This is a genomic window from Flagellimonas aequoris (assembly GCF_003584165.1).
Taxonomy (GTDB): domain Bacteria; phylum Bacteroidota; class Bacteroidia; order Flavobacteriales; family Flavobacteriaceae; genus Flagellimonas; species Flagellimonas aequoris.
Window position 1 is genome coordinate 319,904 of sequence record NZ_QXFJ01000031.1, and the last position, 16,822, is coordinate 336,725.

Genomic DNA, 16,822 nt, shown 5'->3' on the forward strand with positions numbered 1-16,822 from the left:
TCTTGCGCAGCTAAATGACATACTTGATGAGGTACGGGATTTTTGTTTCTTTGATTTTTGTATTGGCCGTTGTTTCATGTAAAAAGGATGATAATGGTGTGGTGGAAGTACCACCGAGTCTATTGAGCGATGTGGCTCCGGAAGATGATGCAACGATCAGGGAATATCTGAATACACATTTCTATAATTACGAGGATTTTGAAAACGAGCCCGATGGGTTTGACCATAAAATTGTCATCGATACCCTATCTGGGGACAATGCAGGTAAACGATCCCTGATGGAAGATGCCCAATCCATGGTCATCAAAGTTTCCTCCAGTTACTTGGGATTAAGTGCAGGCGAAGAGGACATTTCCCATACCCTGTACTACATTGAGGTACGTAAAGGAGGTGGGGGCAGCCCAACTTTTGCCGATTCCACTTTGGTTAGATATCAAGGTTCCCTGTTGAACGGAAAATTGTTCGATGAAAGCCAGGACTTTGTTTGGCAGGAACTTCCTATTACGGTGAGAGGGTATGGTAATGGAGTATCCAAGTTTAATGCGGGCACCGAAGACCAAATAGTTGAAAACCCTGATGGGACCTACAATATCACGAATAGCGGCTTGGGAATAATTGTGATACCATCTGGTCTTGCATACTTCAATAATTCAAACAGCTCCCTTATACCCAGTTATTCACCTTTGGTTTTCAAGATTGAATTGGGGCTGTATGTGGAAAATACGGATAGGGATAATGATGGCATACCTTCCATAGAAGAGGATTTGAATGGGAACGGATATTTGAATGATGACAATACGGATGCGGACAGCGAAAGTCGCTTTGCTCCCCCCTCACCTAATTTTAATGATGCGGACGATGACGGGGATGGGGTTTCCACAAGAAATGAAATTACCGATGATAATGGAAACATCATAAAACCCTATCCGGACAAGGATGGGGATGGGATTCCGGATTACTTGGACCCAGATACCAATTAAACATAAAAAAGGCCCGATGGATCCATCGGGCCTTTTTTTATTTCAATTTGTGGATTTTACATTTTACAACTTGAGTGAAAGAGCGAATATAACCTGTGAAGGCCTGGAATCGACCCTTCCGGATAAATCCGCAACATTATCACTAATAAATTCTGCTTCATTTTTAGAGAAGCCACGTTCATAGCGTACGTCCAATCCAATATTTCCTAAATTGACCCCGACACCGGCATTTAATCCAACGGTGAAGTCATTTTTAACATCCTCTACTTCCAAATCACCCAAGTCATTGTTCAAGGTATATTGGAAGGCTGGACCTGCAAAAATGTGCAAAGGGCCGATCAGTTTATACCCCAAGAGCACCGGCATGTCCAATTTGGAGATGTCGTAATCTTGGGTGTCTCCATCCACGTCATAGGAACTTTTGGTTTTGGAATATACCAATTCAGGTCTAAGGTAAATTTTGGGAAAATCCAATTTTCCCCAAAAACCAAAATGATACCCTGCTTTACCCTTGGCACCTTCAACGATATCCTGTCCGCCATCGCCTACAGAACTGATCAAGTCACCATTTTTGTTGTAAGATAATCCGGCCTTAATACCGAATCCTGAGCCACTCTGGGCTAAGGCAGTTGCCCCAATAAGGGCAAATACTGCTACTAGAAGCGTTTTTTTCATACATGTTCGTTTTAATGGGTTGAAGTAATATCAAAAGATATCGGAAACTATTTCCGCTTCAACACTCTTAAAACGGCCGCTTCTATGGCTTTATTGTTCAAACCGTACTTCTCCATGAGTTGTTCGGGTGTACCACTTTCTCCAAAAGTATCCTTGGTGGCCACAAGCTCTTGAGGGGTAGGATGGTGCATACCCAATACGCCGGCCACGCTTTCCCCAAGGCCTCCCAAATAATTATGCTCTTCCGCGGTCACTATACATCCTGTCTTTTTCACGGAGTCCAAAATGGCTTTTTCGTCCAAGGGTTTGATGGTGTGTATGTTGATCACTTCTGCAGAAATGCCCTGGTTCTCCAAACTTTCGGCTGCTTGTAGGGCTTCCCATACCAAGTGTCCGGTAGCAACGATGGTGACATCGGTTCCCTCACTCAACATAAGGGCTTTCCCAATTTCGAATTTTTGATCAACTGGGGTAAAGTTGGCCACTTTAGGTCTTCCAAAACGAAGATAGACTGGGCCATGGTGTTTTGCAATGGCAATGGTGGCCGCTTTGGTCTGGTTAAAGTCACAGGGGTTGATCACCGTCATCCCGGGAAGCATTTTCATTAAACCGATATCCTCCAAAATTTGGTGGGTGGCTCCATCTTCTCCCAAGGTAAGACCCGCATGGGAAGCACATATTTTTACATTCTTGTCCGAATAGGCAATGGACTGGCGAATTTGGTCGTAGACCCTTCCTGTTGCAAAATTGGCAAAGGAAGAGGCAAAAGGGATTTTTCCACCAATGGTCAATCCAGCTGCGATGCCCATCATGTTCGCTTCGGCAATCCCCACTTGAAAAAATCTTTCGGGATTCTCCTCAATGAACGTTTCGATTTTTAAGGAACCTACCAAGTCGGCACAAAGTGCCACCACATTGGGGTTGGTCCTTCCCAGTTCCGTCATTCCTGCGCCATAGCCGCTTCGGGTATCCTGTTTTCCTTGATCTGTATATTTAGTCATGGTGTCTGTTTCTTAATTAATAATCGCCTAGAGTTTCTGGGTTTTGCGCTAATGCAGTGGCCAATTGCTCATCATTTGGAGCTTTACCGTGCCAAGCATGGGTGTGCATCATGAAATCCACTCCATGGCCCATTTCGGTATCCATAACCATACAAACGGGTTTGCCTTTTCCCGTTCTGCTTTTGGCTTCTTTCAATCCGGCGACCACTCTTTCCAGGTCATTGCCACTTTCCACTTCCAATACATCCCATCCAAACACCCGGAATTTTTCGGCAACATCGCCCAACGGCAGTACTTTTTCGGTAGGGCCGTCTATCTGTTGGCCATTTCTGTCTATGGTGGAAATGAGGTTATCTACTTTGTTGCCTGCGGCAAACATGATGGCCTCCCAATTCTGTCCTTCCTGAAGTTCTCCATCCCCATGGAGACTGAATACCAAATGGTCGTCCCCGTTCAATTTTTTGGCCAATGCGGCCCCAATGGCCACGGACATCCCTTGGCCCAATGAACCGGATGCCACGCGTACGCCAGGTAGGCCTTCGTGGGTGGTAGGGTGTCCCTGTAATCTTGAATTGATCAACCTGAAAGTGTTGAGTTCCTCAAGGGGGAAATAACCCCTTCGCGCCAAAACGCTATAAAAAACAGGGGAGATGTGTCCGTTGGACAAAAAGAAGATGTCCTCTCCAATTCCATCCATATCAAACCCTTCCTTTAGATCCATAATTTCGTTGTAGAGGGCTACCATAAATTCGGTACAGCCCAAGGATCCTCCCGGATGTCCTGAATTTACGTTGTGGACCATTCGTAAGATGTCCCTTCTGACCTGTATGACCAAGTCCTGTAATTCTTTCGTATTTGGCATTGCGTAATATTTAATGTATCAAAAGTAAAAGCATTCGATCGGCTAAACAAACGGAAACGCATTATTTATCAAGAGCCTTATTGACAAACTTTATTTTTTTGTTAAGGGTTGGCGAAAATGAGATCGTTATATTTGCGCTTTTAAACGAAACCATTGGATTTTACCTTAATAAAGAAGGATAGCCAAAGCAAGGCCAGGGCAGGGGAGATGACCACGGATCATGGCACCATCCAAACCCCTATTTTTATGCCGGTGGGTACCGTTGCTTCGGTAAAGGGGGTTCACCAACGCGAGTTGACGGATGAGATCAATCCTGACATCATTTTGGGCAACACCTACCATTTATACCTTAGACCCGGCACAGGAATTTTGGAAGAGGCAGGGGGACTGCATAAATTTATGGGGTGGAACCGAAATATTCTAACCGATAGTGGGGGATACCAGGTGTATTCGCTCTCCGAAAACCGGAAGATTAAAGAGGAAGGAGTAAAGTTCAAATCCCATATTGATGGCTCCCATCACGTGTTCACCCCAGAAAATGTGATGGAGATCCAGCGTACCATCGGGGCTGATATCATTATGGCCTTTGATGAATGTACCCCATATCCCTGCGATTATAATTATGCCAAACGTTCCATGCACCTTACCCACAGATGGTTGGACCGTTGCATCAACCATTTAGAGAAGCTTCCATATAAATATGGATATGCACAAAGTTTTTTCCCCATTGTTCAAGGTTCCACGTATAAGGACTTAAGAAAGCAATCAGCAGAATATATAGCTTCGGTTGGTGCCGAAGGAAATGCCATTGGAGGGCTTTCGGTAGGGGAACCGGCCGAAGAAATGTACGAAATGGCGGAACTGGTCTGCGACATTCTTCCAGAGGATAAACCCCGTTATTTGATGGGCGTGGGGACACCGATCAATATTTTGGAGAATATTGCATTGGGGGTGGACATGTTTGATTGTGTCATGCCGACCCGAAATGCCCGGAATGGAATGTTGTTCACAGCACACGGCACCATCAACATCAAAAATAAAAAATGGGAGAACGATTTTTCTCCCATAGATGAGATGGGAATCACTTTTGTGGACACGGAATATTCGAAGGCCTATTTGCGACATTTGTTCGCGGCCAATGAGTATTTGGGCAAACAGATTGCTACTATCCATAATCTGGGATTTTATCTTTGGTTGGTACGTACGGCCAGAGAACGTATTTTAGCAGGGGATTTTCTGGAATGGAAAACCAAAATGGTTCAACAAATGGATAAAAGACTCTGATGCTCACCATACTCGACAGGTATATCTTAAAACGCTATCTGGTCACCTTTTTGGGAATGCTCATGCTTTTTGTTCCCATTGGGATCATGGCCAATCTGGCGGAAAAGATTGGGAAGATCATCGATAATGAGGCGCCACTTTCCGAAGTCATGGTCTTTTACGGCAATTTCACTTTAGTGATCGGTAATCTGTTATTGCCCATATTCCTTTTCCTTTCCATTATTTTCTTTACCTCCAAGTTGGCGAGCAATACCGAAATTGTGGCTATTTTGAGTTCGGGGGTATCGTATTGGCGATTCTTACGGCCTTATTTCATCGGGGCCACATTGGTCGCCATCCTTATTTTTATGATGGGAATGTTCATTGTGCCCCATGCGAGTATTGGATTCAACGAGTTCGAGTACAAATACTTCAAAAAAGGCCGTCAGGACCGGGTCACGGAAAACATTTTCAATCAGTTGAACGAAACGGATTATATCTATGTGAGCAGTTTCGACCCCAACCGACAGATCGGGTACAATTTTACCTATGAACATTTTGATACCATCGGTAAGTTGGATTATAAAATATCTGCCAGTAACATCAGATGGGTGGAAAAGGACAGCGTATATCGATTGACCAATTATGAGAAACGCGAGGTCAGGAACGAAACGGAATACATAAATTCAAAACGTAGGTTGGATACCATTTTTTCATTCGAGATAGATGATCTTACTCCTGTTTCTTATATCGCTGAGACCAAAAACCTATTCGAACTGAATGATTTTATCAAGGACCAGAAAAGCAAAGGGGCATCTAACATCAATGCCTATGTACTGGTCAAGTACAAGCGTTGGGCATTGCCCATTGCTGCGTTCATTCTAACCGTGATTGCAGTAGCGGTTTCTTCCGTAAAACGACGTGGTGGAATGGGGCTCAATCTGGCGTTCGGTATAGGCGTGGCCTTTGTCTATATTTTCTTTGACAAGGTATTCGGCACCTTGGCCGAGCAATCAGGGTTTTCGCCTTTATTGGCGGTGCTGATCCCCAACCTAATTTTTGGTGCCTTTGCCGTTTACATGCTCATGAAGGCCAAACGATAATACATAAAAACCTCGTATTGAATTGACGTTAAATGGCTTGGACAATTTATTTGGGTAACCTATAATGTTATATATTTGTCCCCATTGTTTTTATTGAAAATATCAACTTTCCATGGAATATCTAGAATTTGAACTTCCCATCAAAGAACTTGAAGAACAACTTCAAAAATGTATGATCATCGGGGAAGAAAGTGATGTGGACGTCACAGAGACCTGCTCACAGATTGAAAAGAAACTGGAAGAGACCCGAAAGGATATCTATAAAAATTTGACCGCATGGCAACGGGTACAACTGTCCAGACATCCCAATAGGCCCTACACCATGGATTACATCAAGGCCATTTGTGGAGACACCTTTTTGGAACTACATGGGGATAGGAATGTGAAGGATGACAAGGCCATGATCGGTGGTTTGGGCAAGATAGGTGACCAGAGTTATATGTTCATCGGCCAACAAAAAGGATACAATACCAAAACTCGGCAGTACCGTAACTTCGGTATGGCCAACCCTGAGGGATATAGAAAGGCTTTAAGATTGATGAAATCGGCCGAGAAATTCGGGATTCCTGTGGTGAGTTTCATAGATACCCCAGGAGCATACCCAGGTATCGAGGCCGAAGAAAGAGGACAGGGTGAGGCGATTGCCCGAAATATTTTAGAAATGACCCGACTTAAAGTGCCGATCATTGTCATCATCATTGGGGAAGGAGCTTCAGGCGGTGCCTTGGGCATTGGAGTGGGCGATAAGGTATTGATGTTGGAAAATACGTGGTACTCGGTAATTTCCCCTGAATCTTGTTCATCCATTTTATGGAGAAGCTGGGAGTTTAAAGAACAAGCTGCCGATGCGCTAAAATTGACCGCTGCCGATATGAAAAAGCAGAAATTGGTCGATGAGATCGTGAAGGAACCCCTTGGTGGGGCACATAGCAATAGAGAGAAAACTTTTGAGACCGTCAAAAATAAAATTTCATCTCATTACGAGGAACTTAAAAAGTTATCACCAAAAGAACTGGTCAAAACCCGAATGGAAAAATACTCCGAAATGGGTGTCTACGACGAATAAGTCATGGTTTTCAGAGGTTAACCTTTTTAATTAGGTTATATCCTAGAATTTTTTTATGTTATCAACAGGTATTTTAAGTTATCAACATTTTAATTGTTGAGTACCTGTGGAAATCGCTTCTGTCATTATTAAAGTTAACTAAAGGTTAATTAGCTACTTTCGCATTCATGGATAAGCCTAGCCCCGTAGTCGGACATCGAGTGGATAAATCTACTCTGATAAGCCTTGAAAAAGGTAAAATACCTCCACAAGCAGTTGATTTAGAGGAGGTTGTGTTGGGCGCTATGATGATTGACAAGAAAGGGGTGGATGAAGTAATAGATATCCTACACCCCGACGTTTTTTATAAGGATGCCCATAAATACATTTACGAGGCTATCTTCAAATTGTTCGAATCCTCTGAACCAGTGGATTTATTAACCGTTTCCTCGCAATTAAAGAAGGATGGTAAGCTCGAAGCTGTTGGAGGGGATTTTTATTTGATAAAACTCACCCAAAAAGTGGCTTCTTCCGCGCATATCGAGTTCCATGCCCGGATTATTCTACAAAAATATATTCAGCGGAGCCTTATCAAGATTTCAAACGAAATCATTGAGGATGCCTATAGCGATTCCACTGACGTTTTTGATCTTTTGGACACTGCGGAAGCCAAATTGTACGAGGTAACCCAAGGTAATTTGAAACGGTCTGCAGAAACTGCCCAAAATTTGGTGATCCAGGCCAAAAAGAAAATTGAGGAAATTTCCAATAAGGAAGGACTCAGCGGAATTCCATCCGGTTTTGACAAATTAGACCGTTTAACCTCAGGATGGCAACCCAGTGATTTGGTCATTGTGGCGGCCAGACCTGGTATGGGTAAAACGGCCTTGACCTTGTCCATGGCACGTAACATCGCCGTAAATTCGGATATTCCGGTTGCTTTCTTTTCCTTGGAGATGTCATCGGTACAGTTGATTACCCGTTTGATTTCTTCGGAAACCGGTCTTTCTTCTGAAAAATTAAGGACCGGTAAACTCGAAAAACACGAATGGGAACAATTGAACGTAAAGGTGAAGGCTTTAGAAAAGGCACCTTTGTTCATTGACGATACCCCTTCGCTTTCCATTTTTGACCTGCGGGCCAAGGCACGCCGATTGGCATCACAGCACAAGATCAGGCTCATCATCATCGATTATTTGCAGTTGATGACGGCAGGAGGGAGCCAAAAAGGAGGGAACCGTGAACAGGAGATTTCTACCATCTCCCGAAACCTGAAGGCATTGGCTAAAGAATTGGATGTACCAGTTATTGCTCTTTCACAGCTTTCCAGGGCGGTGGAGACCCGTGGGGGAAGCAAGCGCCCCATACTTTCAGACCTTAGGGAATCTGGGGCCATTGAGCAGGATGCCGATATTGTATCGTTCATCTATAGGCCCGAATATTACAAAATTGACGAGTGGGACGATGAAGAGCGCACCCCGACCCAAGGTCAAGCAGAGTTCATTGTGGCCAAGCACCGTAACGGTGGTTTGGATAATATTAGGTTAAAATTTGTGGGTGCTCTGGGTAAATTTGATAACTTGGATGACTTTGATTCCCCATTCGAATTCCAATCGAAGATGAATGCGGATGAGGAAAATCCCTTTGCAACGCCAAAATTCCCTAGTGCGGACGAAGCTTTTGGCAGCGCAATGAACAGTGACGATGACCCAGATGATAACGACGTGCCGTTCTAAAATAGTTCAATTTTTGTCATTTCGAGCAAAAGCGCGAAATCTCACCATTCTTCTTTTACTTTTCCTGTTTGTTGGCAAATCTTTCGCCTCCGTCATCCTTATTCCCATGGATGCCGAGAGTCAGGAAAATCATTTAAAAGCTTACGGGATTACCTATTGGGTGCTGTCCAAACAGCAAAAAGTACAATGGTTGCTCAACTATCGGGGTGGTTCTTTTTTGTTGCCCGATGGGGATGCCATACGAAAGGAATGCCAGATTAGGGGCGTCTCGTTCGAGGTACTTTCGGACGGGCAAGCGGAACAGATTTTGGATGAGATCAGCAGTCCTTCCCAAAACCAAGATGCGGTAATTTTGGAAAAAACACCCAAAATTGCTGTGTATTCCCCAAAGGAAAATCAACCTTGGGACGATGCCGTGACCATGGTACTTACCTATGCCGAGATACCCTATACCACTATTTATGACGAAGAAGTGTTGGGAGACAAATTGGCCCTTTACGATTGGTTGCACCTGCATCACGAAGATTTTACAGGTCAGTATGGTAGATTCTATGGACATTATAGAGCAGCTCCATGGTATATTGAGGCCAAGGAAGAAGCTGAGGCATTGGCCCAAAAATTGGGCTATGCCAAAGTATCCGACGAAAAGTTGGCCGTGGCCCTCAAAATCAGGAACTATGTGATCGGAGGTGGCTTTATGTTCGCCATGTGCTCCGCAACGGATAGTTTTGATATAGCCTTGGCCGCAGAAAATGTGGATATCTGCGAACCCATGTTCGATGGTGATCCTTCGGATGCCAATTATCAGGCCAAATTGGATTTTGGGAATACCTTTGCATTTACCAATTTTATTTTGGAACGTAACCCCTTGCGTTATGAGTTTTCTTCAATCGATATGACCAACCGAAGAGGCAATGTGCCCAAGGAGTCCGATTACTTTTCTTTGATGGAGTTCTCTGCCAAATGGGATCCCGTACCCACTATGTTGACCCAGAACCATACCAGTTTGGTAAAGGGGTTTATGGGGCAGACTACTGCTTTTGCAAGGGATGAGATAAAACCTACCGTAATGGTATTGGGAGAAAACAAAATCAATGGGGAGGCCCGCTATATCCACGGTATAAAAGGAAAAGGCTTCTTTACGTTCTATGGGGGCCATGATCCGGAAGACTACCAACACAGGGTAGGGGATCCCAAAACGGAACTTGACCTTCACCCGACATCACCGGGATATCGGTTGATTTTGAACAACGTATTGTTCCCGGCAGCTAGAAAAAAGAAACAGAAAACTTAAAGAAGTTTCTCTAAAACCCTTTCCACGCCAAATTCATTGTTGCTCAATGTTTTGAATTTGGCGGCCTTTAGTACGTTGGGGTGTGCATTGGCCATGGCAAAGCTGTATTCCGAAAGTTCCAACATTTCAAGATCGTTGTTATAGTCCCCAAAGACCATAACCTCATGGGGTGCTATGTTATGCTGTTCCATCACTTTATGCAATGCATACCCTTTGTGTGCGTTCATATCGGAAACATCGACCCAATTGGCGCCCGAAACTTTTACCTTAAGTTCATTTTCAAGATGTTTAACCGCAGGGTAGATATATTTTTCTGAGCTTTCAAAATGATAAATGGCGATTTTAAGGACCTCTTCGTCCACATTGGCCCGATCCTCCACAATTCGAAATTCGGAGTAATACTCCTTGAGCATGGTGAGGAAGGCATCGGAGTCGCTTCCCACAAAAGCATTGTTTTGACAGCAAAGTACGGGATGTACATTTTCCAAAGGAGTTACGGTATCCAAAATTCGATTTACTTCCGATTTATGGATGGGCGTTGTGAGCAGTACGTTTTCCTGTTGTTTAACAAGGGCCCCGTTTTCCGCTATCACAATGATTTCATCCTTTATGGAATCCAACTTATCCACCATACTGTGGTATTGTCTTCCGCTGGCGGCAACAAAGGTGATGTTCCTTTTTTGGAGCTCTTTGAAAATCTCAAAGAAACGGGGGCTCACTTCGTGGTTGGAATTCAACAAAGTGCCGTCCATATCGGAAACCACCATTTTTATCTGCGATAGGTCCATGCTAAAAAATTAAGCTGCAAAGGTATTCCCTTCCTATCAAAGATTCATGGTTGTTTGGTAAAGTTTGTATTAATTTCGTGCAGCACCAGTACCACAACTATGCAATATTATCAAAAGGAAATACAACTAAGGCCCTATAAGCGAGGCTTCCATTTAATTACGGACACCGTTTTAGAGTCATTGCCGGAACTCAGTAAAATTGAAACGGGAATGTTGCAGGTATTCATCAAACATACTTCGGCCAGTTTGACCATTAATGAAAATGCCGATCCAACCGTACGTACGGATTTTGAAAGCCACATGAACAAAATGGTGCCTGAAAATGCCCCTTATTATGTTCACAATTATGAAGGGCCAGATGATATGCCGGCACATATTAAGGCTTCTTTGATGGGTGCTTCGGTACAGATTCCGATTTCCCAAGGGCGACTGAACATGGGCATATGGCAGGGTATTTACCTGTGTGAGCACAGAAACCATGCCTTTGGAAGAAAGCTGGTCATCACTGCTTTTGGACAATAAACAATTGACAATGTGCAATTTTCAATAAACAATTTAAGGAGCTAGATAGGGCAGGGCAACAATCGGTTTGTTCTTTTTTTTACAGGAAGCAATAAAAACAGAACCATTCGAGCCAATTCGAATAATTCGTGTCAACTTGTTTTAGGCCAATAAATAAAAAATCCCGCACTGGGCGGGATTTTTAATAAGCGGGGTAAGTTTATATTGATTTTTACTTTACTCTTTCCACGATGGCCTTGAAAGCATCAGGATGGTTCATGGCCAAATCCGCAAGAACTTTTCTGTTAAGCTCAATTCCGTTGGATTTAACTTTCCCCATGAACTGGGAGTAAGACATTCCGTGCATTCTGGCCCCGGCATTGATACGGGTGATCCATAGGGAACGGAAGTTGCGTTTTTTGGTTTTTCTATCGCGGTAAGCATATAGCATTGCTTTTTCTACCGCATTTTTGGCTACTGTCCAAACGTTTTTACGTCTTCCGAAGTAACCTTTGGCTTGCTTCATCACTTTTTTTCTCCTAGCGCGTGAAGCAACTGAATTAACTGATCTTGGCATAATGTGTCATTTTTTTGTAGCAGGCGTCCCAAAACGGGAACTTTATGGGCCCAACTCCAGGGTTAATAATTAATGTACCGTTGGAACGATTATTTTAAACGCAATTGTTCCAAAACGCTGTTCTCATCCGATGGGTGTACCAATGTGGAATGAGTCAACTTAAGCTTACGCTTTTTAGACTTTTTGGTCAAAATGTGACTCTTAAAAGCGTGCTTTCTCTTGATTTTACCAGAGCCGGTAAGCTTAAAACGCTTTTTGGCACTGGATTTTGTTTTCATCTTAGGCATTTTCCTAGTTTTTAACTCCGCTTATTATCCTGGACAGTGTCCAGTATTTTTTTATTTCTTGTTTGTCTTGGGCGCAATGAACATGGTCATACGCTTACCTTCCAATTTTGGCATTTGCTCCACTTTTCCCCATTCTTCAAGTTCTTGGGCAAGTTTGAGCAACAAAATCTCACCTTGGTCCTTGTAAACGATGGATCGTCCTTTAAAGAACACATAGGCTTTCAGTTTGGCACCTTCCTTCAAGAATTTTTCCGCATGTCGCTTCTTGAAGTCATAATCATGGTCATCCGTCTGTGGACCAAACCTAATTTCCTTGATGACAACTTTGGTTGCCTTGGCCTTCAGGGCCTTGTCCCTTTTCTTTTGCTCGTAAAGGAACTTTTTGTAATCGATAATCTTACAAACAGGAGGATTGGCGTTTGGTGAAATCTCTACCAAATCCAGTTCCTGTTCGTTGGCCATTTCCATTGCTCTGGCAATGGGGTAAACACCCATCTCCACATTATCTCCCACAAGCCTTACCTCGCGGGCCTTTATTTTTTCATTGATATTGTGAGGGTTTTTGTTTTCCCTCTGGGGTTGGGGCTTAAATTTTCTTCGTATTGCTATGACGTATACTTTTTAGTTAAACTTAATTTTTTAGAACGACTTTAAGGTACTATTTATTTCAGTAGATACCAAGTCGGAAAATGAATCGGTGCTCAAGCTTCCCAAATCCTCACCTCCATGCCTTCTTACCGAAATAGTTCCGGAAGCTTCTTCCTGCTCCCCAACGATAAGCATGAACGGGATTTTCTTCAGTTCGGCCTCACGGATTTTTTTCCCTACCGTTTCATTCCTGTTATCAATGAGCGCGCGAATTTCGTTATTTTCCAGCGAATTCAAAACTTTTTCGGCATATTTTTCATGTTTCTCGCTGACGGGCAGTACTATAGCCTGTACGGGAATCAACCACAATGGGAAGTTTCCTCCGGTGTGTTCCAGCAAAAGCGCCACAAACCGTTCCATGCTGCCAAAAGGTGCACGGTGGATCATGACCGGACGGTGGAGCTCGTTGTCACTTCCTTTATAGGTAAGGTCAAAACGTTTGGGTAGGTTGTAATCCACCTGAATAGTTCCCAATTGCCAGTTACGTCCCAAGGCGTCCTTCACCATAAAGTCCAATTTAGGACCATAAAATGCGGCCTCACCGCTTTCTACCACGTAGTTCAATCCTTTTTCTTCCGCGGCATCAATGATGGCCTGTTCGGCCTTTTCCCAATCCTCCGAATTCCCAATATATTTTTCAGGATGTTCCAAGTCACGGACCGATACCTGTGCCGTAAAATTGTTGAAGCCCAAAGAATTCAATACATATAAGGTAAGGTCGATTACATTTTTGAACTCATCGTTCAGTTGCTCGTTGGTACAGAAAATGTGGGCATCATCCTGGGTGAATCCTCGTACACGGGTAAGACCATGCAATTCGCCACTTTGTTCATATCTATATACAGTGCCAAATTCAGCATAACGTTTGGGTAAATCTTTATAGCTGAACGGATGGCTGTTGTATATCTCACAGTGGTGGGGGCAGTTCATGGGTTTCAACAAAAACTCCTCATCCTCTTTTGGAGTATGGATAGGTTGAAAACTATCTGCTCCGTATTTGGCATAATGCCCAGAAGTAACATACAATTCCTTTTGGCCGATGTGGGGAGTGACCACCATTTCATAACCGGCCTTCTTCTGGGCCTTCTTTAAAAACTGCTCCAAACGTTCCCTGAGTGCTGCACCTTTGGGCAACCACAACGGAAGACCTTGTCCTACTTTCTGTGAGAAAGTGAAAAGTTCCAGTTCTTTGCCCAATTTACGATGGTCCCTTTTTTTGGCCTCTTCCAAAAGTTCAAGATATTCGGTCAACTCTTTTTGTTTTGGAAAAGAGATTCCATACACCCGGGTCAATTGCTTGTTCTTTTCATCACCACGCCAATAGGCACCGGCCACGCTCAACAACTTTATGGCCTTGATGATACCCGTATTTGGGATATGTCCACCGCGACATAGGTCGGTAAATGTGCTATGGTCACAAAAAGTAATGGTTCCGTCCTCCAGGTTTTCAATAAGCTCTACCTTATATTCGTTGCCTTGGTCCTTATAATAGTTAAGGGCATCCGCTTTGGAAACGCTCCTCATTTTATAGTCAAACTTACCACGGGCAATTTCCAAGGCTTTCTTTTCAATTTCTGGCAAATCTTTTTCCGAGATGGATTGGTCGCCAAAATCGACATCATAATAGAAGCCATTGTCAATAGCTGGCCCAATGGTCAGCTTAATGCCGGGGTACAATTCCTCCAAGGCTTGTGCCACTACGTGCGATGTGGAATGCCAAAAGGCCTTCTTTCCGGCATCGTCGTTCCATGTATATAAGGTAAGGGAACCGTTTTCGGTAAGAGGGGTTACCGTCTCCACGGTAGTATCGTTGAATTTGGCCGAAATAACGTTTCGTGCGAATCCTTCGCTGATGCTCTTAGCAATATCCATGGGAGTAGTTCCTTCGGGAACTTTCTTTACCGCGCCATCTGGCAATGTAATCTCAATCATTTAATCCTTATATTATACATGGAGCGCAAAGATACTATCTTGAGTTGATGCTTACAATAGGGTCGTCACTCATTTAGTAAGTTATGTTCAATCAGTGCGTTATAAAATTCAGTACGCTTTTTTTGGTGGAAATAATATTTTTTTGTAATTTAAAAGTCTGGTTTTCAGTGAGGTGTAAATTTTTTAAAAAAATATCCAAAAACATTTTGTGGAGTCGGGATAACGTTCTTATATTTGCACCCGCTTAGCTGATGAGGCAGGGCGTTTTCGAGAGGGGGATTGGTCGAGTGGCCGATTTTTTTTTCGGGAAAAACAAGAAGAAGTTCATATACATATTGTAACGACAGCGTAAAGAGAATAAGAACCATTTTGATGCGGGGGCCCGGATATTTCCGGGTGTCGGACAGACATTCAAGGAAATACAATGAAGAGTTTGATCCTGGCTCAGGATGAACGCTAGCGGCAGGCCTAACACATGCAAGTCGAGGGGTAGAGGGTGCTTGCACCCTTGAGACCGGCGCACGGGTGCGGAACGCGTATGGAACCTGCCCCTGTCAGGGGAATAGCCCAGGGAAACTTGGATTAATGCCCCATGGTATCGGGACATCGCATGATGACCTGATTAAAGATTTATCGGACAGGGATGGCCATGCGTACCATTAGCTAGTTGGTAAGGTAACGGCTTACCAAGGCAACGATGGTTAGGGGCCCTGAGAGGGGGATCCCCCACACTGGTACTGAGACACGGACCAGACTCCTACGGGAGGCAGCAGTGAGGAATATTGGACAATGGTCGGAAGACTGATCCAGCCATGCCGCGTGCAGGATGACGGCCCTATGGGTTGTAAACTGCTTTTATACGGGAAGAAACCCACCTACGTGTAGGTGGCTGACGGTACCGTAAGAATAAGGACCGGCTAACTCCGTGCCAGCAGCCGCGGTAATACGGAGGGTCCGAGCGTTATCCGGAATCATTGGGTTTAAAGGGTCCGTAGGCGGGCCTGTAAGTCAGGGGTGAAAGTTTGTGGCTCAACCATAAAATTGCCTTTGATACTGCAGGTCTTGAGTCATGGTGGGGTTGCCGGAACATGTGGTGTAGCGGTGAAATGCATAGATATCACATAGAACACCGATCGCGAAGGCAGGTGACCAACCATGTACTGACGCTGATGGACGAAAGCGTGGGTAGCGAACGGGATTAGATACCCCGGTAGTCCACGCCGTAAACGATGGATACTAGCTGTGGGGCATTCGTGCTCCGTGGCCAAGCGAAAGTGATAAGTATCCCACCTGGGGAGTACGTTCGCAAGAATGAAACTCAAAGGAATTGACGGGGGCCCGCACAAGCGGTGGAGCATGTGGTTTAATTCGATGATACGCGAGGAACCTTACCAGGGCTTAAATGCAGGCTGCATGGGGTGGAGACATCCCTTTCTTCGGACTGCCTGCAAGGTGCTGCATGGTTGTCGTCAGCTCGTGCCGTGAGGTGTCAGGTTAAGTCCTATAACGAGCGCAACCCCTGCCGTTAGTTGCCAGCATGTAAAGATGGGGACTCTAACGGGACTGCCGGTGCAAACCGTGAGGAAGGTGGGGACGACGTCAAATCATCACGGCCCTTACGTCCTGGGCCACACACGTGCTACAATGGCCGGTACAGAGGGAAGCCACCCCGCAAGGGGGCGCGGATCTATAAAACCGGTCACAGTTCGGATCGGGGTCTGCAACTCGACCCCGTGAAGCTGGAATCGCTAGTAATCGGATATCAGCCATGATCCGGTGAATACGTTCCCGGGCCTTGTACACACCGCCCGTCAAGCCATGGAAGCCGGGAGTGCCTGAAGTCCGTCACCGCAAGGAGCGGCCTAGGGCAAAATCGGTAACTAGGGCTAAGTCGTAACAAGGTAGCCGTACCGGAAGGTGCGGCTGGAACACCTCCTTTCTAGAGAAAGAGACGCCCGGAGGTTGTTCGGGCCCCGCACGAGGTGGTCCTTTACCTTTATGCTGTCGTTCACAATATGTTTTTTTGATATACTGGCGAATTTTTAGGCCAAGACAGTCTCATAGCTCAGCTGGTTAGAGCGCTACACTGATAATGTAGAGGTCGGCAGTTCGAGTCTGCCTGAGACTACG

General features: G+C 44.6%; 15 protein-coding genes, 1 tRNA gene and 1 rRNA gene. 9 read left to right on the forward strand and 8 right to left on the reverse strand.

Going from position 1 to position 16,822, the window contains the following annotated elements; translation table 11 throughout:
• The first annotated feature begins 26 nt into the window (after positions 1-26).
• The gene (locus D2U88_RS19285) at positions 27-980 is read left to right on the forward strand and encodes an FKBP-type peptidyl-prolyl cis-trans isomerase (RefSeq protein ID WP_119642212.1); all 954 of its coding nucleotides are present in this window, start codon (positions 27-29) and stop codon (positions 978-980) included.
• Positions 981-1,043: 63 nt separating this feature from the next.
• On the opposite strand, the gene D2U88_RS19290 is transcribed toward D2U88_RS19285, so the two are convergent.
• Genes D2U88_RS19290 through D2U88_RS19300 form a run of 3 tightly spaced genes read right to left on the reverse strand, consistent with a single transcriptional unit; the run spans position 1,044 to position 3,518 of the window.
• Positions 1,044-1,655, reverse strand: a complete 612-nt coding sequence (locus tag D2U88_RS19290; RefSeq protein WP_119642214.1) for an outer membrane beta-barrel protein — start codon at positions 1,653-1,655, stop codon at positions 1,044-1,046.
• Between the two features lie 47 nt (positions 1,656-1,702).
• Entirely contained in the window at positions 1,703-2,656 is a 954-nt protein-coding gene (locus D2U88_RS19295; protein WP_119642216.1) for a transketolase family protein, read from the reverse strand.
• Between the two features lie 16 nt (positions 2,657-2,672).
• Complete coding sequence (locus D2U88_RS19300) at positions 2,673-3,518, reverse strand: transketolase (RefSeq protein ID WP_119642218.1); 846 nt, start codon at positions 3,516-3,518, stop codon at positions 2,673-2,675.
• A 153-nt stretch (positions 3,519-3,671) separates the two neighbouring features.
• On the opposite strand from D2U88_RS19300, the gene tgt reads away from it, so the two are divergent.
• The 5 genes from tgt to D2U88_RS19325 all read left to right on the forward strand — a co-directional run bounded on the left by tgt (position 3,672) and on the right by D2U88_RS19325 (position 9,959).
• Positions 3,672-4,802, forward strand: coding sequence for a tRNA guanosine(34) transglycosylase Tgt (gene tgt, locus D2U88_RS19305; RefSeq protein WP_119642220.1), 1,131 nt, complete (start codon positions 3,672-3,674; stop codon positions 4,800-4,802).
• Positions 4,802-5,884 (forward strand): LptF/LptG family permease, encoded by a 1,083-nt coding sequence (locus D2U88_RS19310; RefSeq protein WP_119642222.1) that lies wholly within the window; start codon positions 4,802-4,804, stop codon positions 5,882-5,884. The genes tgt and D2U88_RS19310 overlap by 1 nt, the downstream gene beginning before the upstream one ends.
• A 112-nt stretch (positions 5,885-5,996) precedes the next feature.
• On the forward strand, positions 5,997-6,950 hold the full coding sequence (locus tag D2U88_RS19315; protein WP_119642224.1) for an acetyl-CoA carboxylase carboxyltransferase subunit alpha: 954 nt from the start codon (positions 5,997-5,999) through the stop codon (positions 6,948-6,950).
• Positions 6,951-7,117: 167 nt separating this feature from the next.
• A complete protein-coding gene (gene dnaB, locus D2U88_RS19320; RefSeq protein ID WP_119642226.1) occupies positions 7,118-8,665 on the forward strand; it encodes a replicative DNA helicase in 1,548 nt (515 codons plus the stop codon).
• Positions 8,643-9,959, forward strand: a complete 1,317-nt coding sequence (locus D2U88_RS19325; RefSeq protein ID WP_119642289.1) for an asparagine synthetase B — start codon at positions 8,643-8,645, stop codon at positions 9,957-9,959. Before dnaB ends, D2U88_RS19325 begins: the two co-directional genes overlap by 23 nt.
• Here the strand turns inward: D2U88_RS19325 and D2U88_RS19330 are convergent.
• A complete protein-coding gene (locus D2U88_RS19330) occupies positions 9,956-10,747 on the reverse strand; it encodes an HAD family hydrolase (RefSeq protein ID WP_119642228.1) in 792 nt (263 codons plus the stop codon). The genes D2U88_RS19325 and D2U88_RS19330 overlap by 4 nt on opposite strands.
• Before the next feature lie 99 nt (positions 10,748-10,846).
• Between D2U88_RS19330 and D2U88_RS19335 the strand changes: the two genes are divergently transcribed.
• Positions 10,847-11,269, forward strand: a complete 423-nt coding sequence (locus D2U88_RS19335; RefSeq protein ID WP_119642231.1) for a secondary thiamine-phosphate synthase enzyme YjbQ — start codon at positions 10,847-10,849, stop codon at positions 11,267-11,269.
• 211 nt (positions 11,270-11,480) lie between these two features.
• Here the strand turns inward: D2U88_RS19335 and rplT are convergent, their stop codons facing one another.
• The 4 genes from rplT to thrS form a co-directional block, all read right to left on the reverse strand.
• A complete protein-coding gene (rplT, locus tag D2U88_RS19340) occupies positions 11,481-11,825 on the reverse strand; it encodes a 50S ribosomal protein L20 (RefSeq protein WP_119642233.1) in 345 nt (114 codons plus the stop codon).
• Between the two features lie 89 nt (positions 11,826-11,914).
• Positions 11,915-12,112: a 50S ribosomal protein L35 gene (gene rpmI, locus D2U88_RS19345; protein ID WP_072879913.1), complete on the reverse strand. Its 198-nt coding sequence runs from the start codon at positions 12,110-12,112 to the stop codon at positions 11,915-11,917.
• Between the two features lie 51 nt (positions 12,113-12,163).
• The gene (infC, locus tag D2U88_RS19350) at positions 12,164-12,715 is read right to left on the reverse strand and encodes a translation initiation factor IF-3 (RefSeq protein ID WP_262696618.1); all 552 of its coding nucleotides are present in this window, start codon (positions 12,713-12,715) and stop codon (positions 12,164-12,166) included.
• A gap of 36 nt (positions 12,716-12,751) precedes the next feature.
• Positions 12,752-14,692 carry a threonine--tRNA ligase gene (gene thrS, locus D2U88_RS19355; protein WP_119642237.1) on the reverse strand — a complete coding sequence of 647 codons (1,941 nt, stop codon included), beginning with the start codon at positions 14,690-14,692 and terminating at the stop codon, positions 12,752-12,754.
• Between the two features lie 421 nt (positions 14,693-15,113).
• On the opposite strand from thrS, the gene D2U88_RS19360 reads away from it, so the two are divergent.
• A 16S ribosomal RNA gene (locus D2U88_RS19360) occupies positions 15,114-16,631 on the forward strand.
• 115 nt (positions 16,632-16,746) lie between these two features.
• A tRNA-Ile gene (locus tag D2U88_RS19365) sits at positions 16,747-16,820 on the forward strand.
• Positions 16,821-16,822: the final 2 nt, after the last annotated feature.